Annotated in this window: 7 protein-coding genes; 5 read left to right on the forward strand and 2 right to left on the reverse strand. The window is 67.5% G+C overall.

The annotated features are described in order from the left end of the window. Positions 1 to 104: 104 nt before the first annotated feature. The gene (locus tag VF794_RS26385; protein ID WP_331115068.1) at positions 105 to 860 is read right to left on the reverse strand and encodes a PHP domain-containing protein; all 756 of its coding nucleotides are present in this window, start codon (positions 858 to 860) and stop codon (positions 105 to 107) included. Positions 861 to 926: 66 nt separating this feature from the next. After that, positions 927 to 1,202, reverse strand: a complete 276-nt coding sequence (locus VF794_RS26390; protein ID WP_331115070.1) for a hypothetical protein — start codon at positions 1,200 to 1,202, stop codon at positions 927 to 929. A 198-nt stretch (positions 1,203 to 1,400) separates the two neighbouring features. Between VF794_RS26390 and VF794_RS26395 the strand changes: the two genes are divergently transcribed. The 5 genes from VF794_RS26395 to VF794_RS26415 form a co-directional block, all read left to right on the forward strand. Then, on the forward strand, positions 1,401 to 1,592 hold the full coding sequence (locus tag VF794_RS26395; protein WP_331115072.1) for a hypothetical protein: 192 nt from the start codon (positions 1,401 to 1,403) through the stop codon (positions 1,590 to 1,592). A 121-nt stretch (positions 1,593 to 1,713) separates the two neighbouring features. Next, the gene (locus VF794_RS26400; protein WP_331115074.1) at positions 1,714 to 2,031 is read left to right on the forward strand and encodes a hypothetical protein; all 318 of its coding nucleotides are present in this window, start codon (positions 1,714 to 1,716) and stop codon (positions 2,029 to 2,031) included. Between the two features lie 222 nt (positions 2,032 to 2,253). After that, on the forward strand, positions 2,254 to 4,254 hold the full coding sequence (locus tag VF794_RS26405; protein ID WP_331115075.1) for an alpha-1,4-glucan--maltose-1-phosphate maltosyltransferase: 2,001 nt from the start codon (positions 2,254 to 2,256) through the stop codon (positions 4,252 to 4,254). A 16-nt stretch (positions 4,255 to 4,270) separates the two neighbouring features. Further along, a complete protein-coding gene (treS, locus tag VF794_RS26410; protein WP_331115077.1) occupies positions 4,271 to 5,932 on the forward strand; it encodes a maltose alpha-D-glucosyltransferase in 1,662 nt (553 codons plus the stop codon). Beyond that, positions 5,929 to 7,042 (forward strand): phosphotransferase (locus tag VF794_RS26415; RefSeq protein ID WP_331115079.1); only part of this gene is annotated, 1,114 nt, incomplete at its 3' end. The genes treS and VF794_RS26415, both read left to right, overlap by 4 nt.

The raw sequence follows: 7,042 nt of genomic DNA on the forward strand, positions 1-7,042 counted from the left end.
CTCCAGGAGTGGATCTACCCGGGCGAGAAGCGCCGGGTGTTCATCACGGATGGACTGGTGAGCCGCGTCCAGGAGGGCCCCGCGCCCGCCGCGGCGAAGCAGCCCTAGCGGCGACGGCGACCCCCGCCGCCACCACCACCCCCGCCACCACCGCGACGCTTGCCTCCACCCCCACCGCCCCGCCCCGCCTGGGCCTCGCCCGGGCGGGTGAGGCGCGGCAGCTCCCCGACCATGACGGGGTAGTAGTCGCCGGCCAACAGCGCGGCCACGAGCTGCTCCTGCGTCTGGATGGGCTTCTTGAAGAAGGTGGCGCCGAAGCCCACCTCGTCCAGCGAGCCCCGGGCGTCACTGCCGCCCGTGCAGGGCAGCTTGAGGACCTCGGCGGCCTCCACGGCCTGGTCGTTGGACGTCTGCTTCACCCGGGCGTTGTAGCCCTCCACGGCGCATAACACCCCGCCCAGCGAGCGGACATAGTCCATCGCCGGGTTGGGGGTGTCGCGGTCGAACGGCCGGGCCGCCACGATGGCCGCTCCGAGCGAGCGCACCTTCGGCAGGCACTCGGCGGCGCTCCAGGGCTTCTCGCGGTTGCTGCCCCACATCTGTACCGGCTCGGGCGCCCGTTCCGGCTTCGGGAAGAAGCACAGGTACTGACCCCGGTCCGTGACGAGCTCCAGCCCGACGAAGACCTTCACCTTGGATTTGGCGCCAATCTCGAACAGCTCGTCACAGCCGTCCTGGGTATTGGTCTCCGTGAAGGCCACGCCGTCCAGACCGAACATCGCGGCCCGGTCCAGGACCGCGCGCGGTTCCAGGTTGCAGCCCTTGGAGAGGTAGGAATGCGCGTGCAGATCGATGAGCATGGGCGCCGCTCCCTAACAGGCTCCCGTGGGAGCTGTCGAGCCTCGGCGCACCGCCCGCCGCCGGAATCAGGCGAACGCGTACCCCTGGAGGCCCGTCGGTTTCGACTGGCCGTTGCGCTCCTCGTGGGTGCGGATGAGATAGCCCATCAGCATCAGCGAGGAGGTGTTCTCCAGCACCCGAGAAGGATCCTTGGAGATGAGGTTGGCGCTGTAGTTGAGGAAGAACTGGGCGAGGTCCTCGCCAGCCTCCTTCACGATGAGCGCGTTGAGCGCGGCGGGATCCATCGTCCGGATCTCATTGATGAAGTCCACCGCCAGGTCCTTCTTGGTCTTCACGTCCACAGGCCGTCCCCCTTCGCCCTTCCCCGTCCCCGAGGGCCCGTCCCCCGGGCTGCTACTCCAGCGACCCGGTGAATCTAGGCACGTCCTACACGGTGAAAACCCCCATCCTCTAGAGGTAAGGTTTTTTGACACCTGTGAAGAGCGGGAGATAACCTCCTGGACAGACAGTAAAAAACCAACCGCAAGGAGTGGAAGGCGATGTTCACGGGCGTGAAGGTATTCTCCGCGACGAAGGCGAAGGAGCGTGAGGAGCTGGGGGAGAACGTGACCCGCTGGCTGCGCAGCAACTCGGATCTGGAGATCGTCGATCGGGTCGTGGCCCAGTCGAGCGACAACGAGTTCCACTGCTACACGCTGGTCCTCTTCTACAAGCACAAGTCCCAGCAGTAGTCCGTTCCTCGCGGACGGAGTATTCGCGGGCGTGGCTCCGCCGGGTCTCCCAGGCCCGGGCGTCGAGCGCGCCCGACCCTTCTGTCGCACGGCCCCTCGGCCGCCCCGTGGTGCCTCGCCTATGAGCGCTCAAGACTGGCGCCCTCAACTCACCACCATTGATGATCCCATCGCCGAGGATCACTGGTCCCACACCACGAAAGAGGGAGAGACCCGGGTCGTCAGGCTCGTGGTCGGTCGTCCGCAACCACTCCCAGGTGAAGCCGATAGGGCTTGGTTCTGCCCGCTCTCCATTGAGGGCTACCTCCCCGGCATCAAGTGCGTCATGGGAGTCGGCCCCGTGGATGCGCTCATGAACGCCATGACGCTCGTGCGGAGGTTCTTCGAGGAGCACGCCGACGTCACGCCCAGGGCGGGAGAACTGCCCGGGCAGGACTAATGGCATGCAGGCGCATGCCCCTCCAGCGCTCGCCTGCCCGCTCGTATGAAGGAGGCACCGGGCGAGGGAGCAGCCCTTCCCACCGGGTGTGCGTCCTGCGGCGCCGTTCCTAACGTTCTCGGGCCAACGGGTCGGACGCGCGGAGCGTTCGGCATCAACGCAGAGTGAAAGACAGCGCCCGGGCATCGCGGCGCGGGGACCTATAAGGGGCCGCCTGCATTTATGAGCGAGCGAATCGGTAGCACGGTCATCGAGAACGTCCGGCCACAACTGGACGCCGGTCGATGGCCGGTCAAGCGCGTCGAGGGCGAGTCCCTCACGGTCAAGGCCGACATCTTCAAGGAGGGCCACGACATCCTGGTGGCCGTGGTGCGCTGGAGGCAATCCGCCCCCAAGGAGCAGACGACGGAGTGGGCCGAGGTGCCCATGGTCTCCAAGGGCAATGACCTCTGGGAGGCCAGCTTTCCGCTCACGCGCAACGGCCGCTACGAGTTCACCGTCGAGGCCTGGCCGGACCTCTTCGCCACCTGGGTGACGGAGATCAAGCGCAAGGTGGACGTGGGCCGGGACGTGAAGAGCGAGCTGCTCGAGGGCGCCGCCATGCTCCGGGGCCACGCCGAGCGCGCCCAGAAGGCCGGCGGCGCCGAGGAGGCCAAACGGTTCACCGAGGCCGCCGCGCGCTTCGAGAAGGGCATGAGCCCCGACGCCATCGCCACGGCGATGGATCCGGGCCTGACGCTGGCGGCCTCCAGGTACGCGGACCGCGCCCTCGCCACCCGGTACGAGCGCGTCCTCGAGGTCTTCGTGGACCGGGACAAGGCGCGCTACGGCTCCTGGTACGAGTTCTTCCCGCGCTCGGTGCTGCGCGACGGCCGCACCCACGGCACCTTCCGGGACGCCGAGAAGTGGCTCCCGTACGTGCAGTCCCTGGGCTTCGACGTCATCTACCTGCCGCCCATCCACCCCATCGGCCGCACGGCGCGCAAGGGCAAGAACAACAGCCTCACCGCGGGCCCCGAGGACGTGGGCAGCCCGTGGGCCATCGGCGCCACCGAGGGCGGTCACAAGGCGGTGCACCCCGCGCTCGGCACGCTGGAGGACTTCAAGAGCTTCGTCCGGGCCGCCAACGGGCTGGGCATCGAAATCGCCCTGGACATCGCCTTCCAGTGCTCGCCGGACCACCCCTATGTGAAGGAACACCCGGAGTGGTTCCAGCACCGGCCGGACGGCACCATCAAGACGGCCGAGAATCCGCCCAAGCGCTACGAGGACATCGTCAACTTCGACTGGCTGGGGCCCGGGCGCAAGACGCTGTGGCCGGAGCTGCTCTCGGTGGTGATGCACTGGGTGGAGCAGGGCGTGCGCATCTTCCGCGTGGACAACCCGCACACCAAGCCCCTGCCCTTCTGGGCCTGGCTCATCCGCGAGGTGCACTCCGTCCGCCCGGACATCGTCTTCCTCTCGGAGGCCTTCACCCGCCCCAAGGTGATGAAGGCCCTGGCCAAGCTGGGCTTCCAGCAGTCGTACTCCTACTTCACCTGGCGCAACTTCAAGCAGGAGATGGAGGAGTACCTCACGGAAGTCTGCAACCCGCCCGTCTCCGACTACATGCGCGTCAACCTCTGGCCCAACACGCCGGACATCCTCCCCGAGTTCCTCCAGCGCAGCGGGCCCGCCGGCTTCCGGCTGCGCGCCGCCATGGCCGCCACGCTCTCCAGCGTCTGGGGCATGTACTGCGGCTACGAGCTGTGCGAGGGCACGCCCGTCAAACCGGGCAAGGAGGAGTACCTCGACTCGGAGAAGTACGAGCTCAAGGCGTGGGACCTGGACCGGCCGGGCAACATCCGCGACTACATCGCCCGGCTCAACGCCATCCGCCGAGAGCACCGCGCCTTCCAGCTCTACGAGAACCTGCGCTTCTTCAAGGCGGAGAACGAGCAGGTGATGTTCTACCTGAAGCGCACGCCGGACGGGACCAGCCAGGCGCTGGTGGCGGTGAGCTTCGACCCGTACCACGCCCAGGAGGCCGTGCTGCACGTTCCCCTGGCCGAGCTGGGTATCCACCCGGACGAGACGTACCAGGTGCACGAACTGATGACGGACGAGCGGAGCCTGTGGCAGGGCCCCACCGCCCACGTGCGCCTCACGCCCGAGCAGCCCGCCGCCATCTGGGCGGTGTACCGCTTCCGCCGCAGTGAACAAGCCTTCGACTACTACGAATGAGGCCCCACAGCCCTATATGACCCGGACGGATCCGCTCTGGTACAAGAAAGCCGTCATCTACGAACTGCACATCCGCGCGTTCTATGACTCGAACGCGGATGGGCACGGGGACATCCCCGGCCTCATCGAGAAGCTGCCCTACCTCCAGGACCTGGGCGTCACCTGCCTGTGGATCCTCCCGCACTACCCCTCGCCCCTGAAGGACGACGGGTACGACATCGCGGACTACTACGCGGTGCACCCGGAGTACGGCACGCTCGCGGACTTCCAGCGCATGGTGGACGAGGCCCACAAGCGCGACATCCGCATCATCAGCGAGCTGGTGGTCAACCACACCAGCGACCAGCACGCCTGGTTCCAGGAGGCCCGGAGGGATCCCAAGAGCCCCAAGCGCGACTACTACGTCTGGAGCGACACGGACGAGAAGTACCAGGGCACTCGCATCATCTTCACGGACACCGAGCGCTCGAACTGGACGTGGGACCCGGTGGCCAAGCAGTACTTCTGGCACCGCTTCTTCAGCCACCAGCCGGACCTCAACTACGACAACCCCGAAGTGCAAGAGGCCATGCTGGACGTCATGCGCTTCTGGCTGAACATGGGCGTGGACGGCTTCCGCTGCGACGCCGTGCCCTACCTCTTCGAGCGCGAGGGCACCAACTGCGAGAACCTCCCGGAGACGCACGCCTTCCTCAAGCGGCTGCGCAAGACGATCGACTCGGAGTACCCGGACAAGCTGCTGCTGGCCGAGGCCAACCAGTGGCCCGCCGACGTGCGCGTCTACTTCGGCGACGGCGACGAGTTCCACATGGGCTTCCACTTCCCCGTCATGCCCCGCCTCTTCATGGCGGTGCGCCGGGAGGACCGCACGCCCATCGTGGAAATCCTCCAGCAGACGCCGGAGATCCCCGAGACGTGCCAGTGGGCCATCTTCCTGCGCAACCACGACGAGCTGACGCTGGAGATGGTGACGGACGAGGACCGGGACTACATGTACCGGGAGTACGCCACGGACCCGCGCATGCGCATCAACGTGGGCATCCGGCGCCGGCTCGCCCCACTGATGGACAACGGCCGGCGGCGCATCGAGCTGATGCACAGCCTCCTCTTCACCCTGCCGGGCACTCCCGTCCTCTATTACGGGGATGAGATCGGCATGGGGGACAACATCTACCTGGGCGATCGCAACGGAGTGCGCACCCCCATGCAGTGGACGCCGGACCGCAACGCGGGCTTCTCGCGGGCCGATGGCGCGCGCCTGTACGCCCCCGTCATCGCGGACCCCGTCTATGGCTACCAGGCCATCAACGTGGAGGCCCAGGAGCGCGTCCGCTCCTCGCTGCTCAACTGGATGAAGCGCATGCTCCGGGTGCGCCAGCGCTACCCCGCCTTCGCCATGGGCACGCAGCGCTGGTTCAACCCGGACAACCGCAAGGTGCTCGCCTTCACCCGCGAGTACGAGGGCCAGACGATCCTCATCGTCTGCAACCTCTCGCGCTTCGCCCAACCGGCGGTGCTGGACCTGCGCGAGTACGAGGGACAGGTGCCCGTGGAGCTCATCGGCGAGACACCCTTCCCCCGCATCTCCGGCAGCATGCCGTACCAGCTCACGCTCGGGCCCTACATGTTCCTGTGGTTCCGCCTCGAGAAGCCCGCGCCCGGGAGGGGAATGCCGTGACCGCGCCCATCGATCTGACCAAGCTGCCCGACTATCTCCGCAACCAGCGCTGGTTCGCGGGCAAGGCCTGGCCCATCAAGTCGGTGTCGGTGGTGGACCACGCCACCGTCCCGCTTCCCGGCGACCGGGACTTCACCCTCGCCGTGGTGGAGGTCCTCTACGAGATGGGCCTCCCGGATCGCTACCTGCTGCCCGTGGAGAGCAAGGGCGAGGGCATCCAGGATGCCTTCGACGACGTGGAGGCCTTGCGCGCCCTCTTCCAGCTCATCCGCGAGGAGCGCGAACTCCCCAGCGCCTCGGGCAAGCTCGTGGGCGAGTGGCTGGACACCCCCGAGGGGCTGATGGCCCTGCCCTCCCCCGTGCCGGTACGCCGGCTCCAGGTGGAGCAGAGCAACACCTCGGTGGTGGCGGCCGAGAAGGTCATCTTCAAGGTCATCCGCAAGCTGGAGGCCGGCATCAACCCCGAGTACGAGGTGGGCCGCTACCTGGCGACCAAGACGTCCTTCCGGGCCACCCCCACCCTGCTGGGGGCGCTCCAATCCGAGGGACCCTCGGGCGCCACCCTCGCGGTGGTGCACCGCTACATCCCCAACGTCACCGACGGCTGGCGCCACACCCTGGACCACTTCCGCCGCGCGCCCCGCCTCCCCGAGGGCTTCCTCGAGGAGCTGCGCGGCCTGGGTCAGCGCCTGGGCGAGCTGCACCGCGCGCTCGGCTCCAGCACCGATGACCCCGCCTTCAGCCCGGAGCCCCTCCACCTGGAGGACCTCCAGCGTTGGAGCGCCTCCATCGTGGGCGAGATGGGCGTCACCATCAGCCAGGCCCTGAACCAGTTCCCCGAGCTGGAGACGCGACGCGAAGCGCTCATCGAGCACGCGAAACGACTGGCGCACGTTCCTCCTTCAGGGCAGAAAATCCGCATTCATGGGGATCTGCACCTCGGACAGGTGCTCCGGGCGGAAGGCGACTGGCTCATCTTCGACTTCGAGGGCGAGCCCGGACGCAGCTTCGTGCAGCGGCGGGAGAAGTACTCCGCGCTGAGGGATGTCGCGGGAATGTTGCGCTCCTTCGACTACGCGGAGGCGACGGTGCAGCTCGAGGGACAGGCCG

Origin of the sequence: Archangium sp., from assembly GCF_036389735.1 — a bacterium.
Lineage (GTDB): Bacteria > Myxococcota > Myxococcia > Myxococcales > Myxococcaceae > Archangium.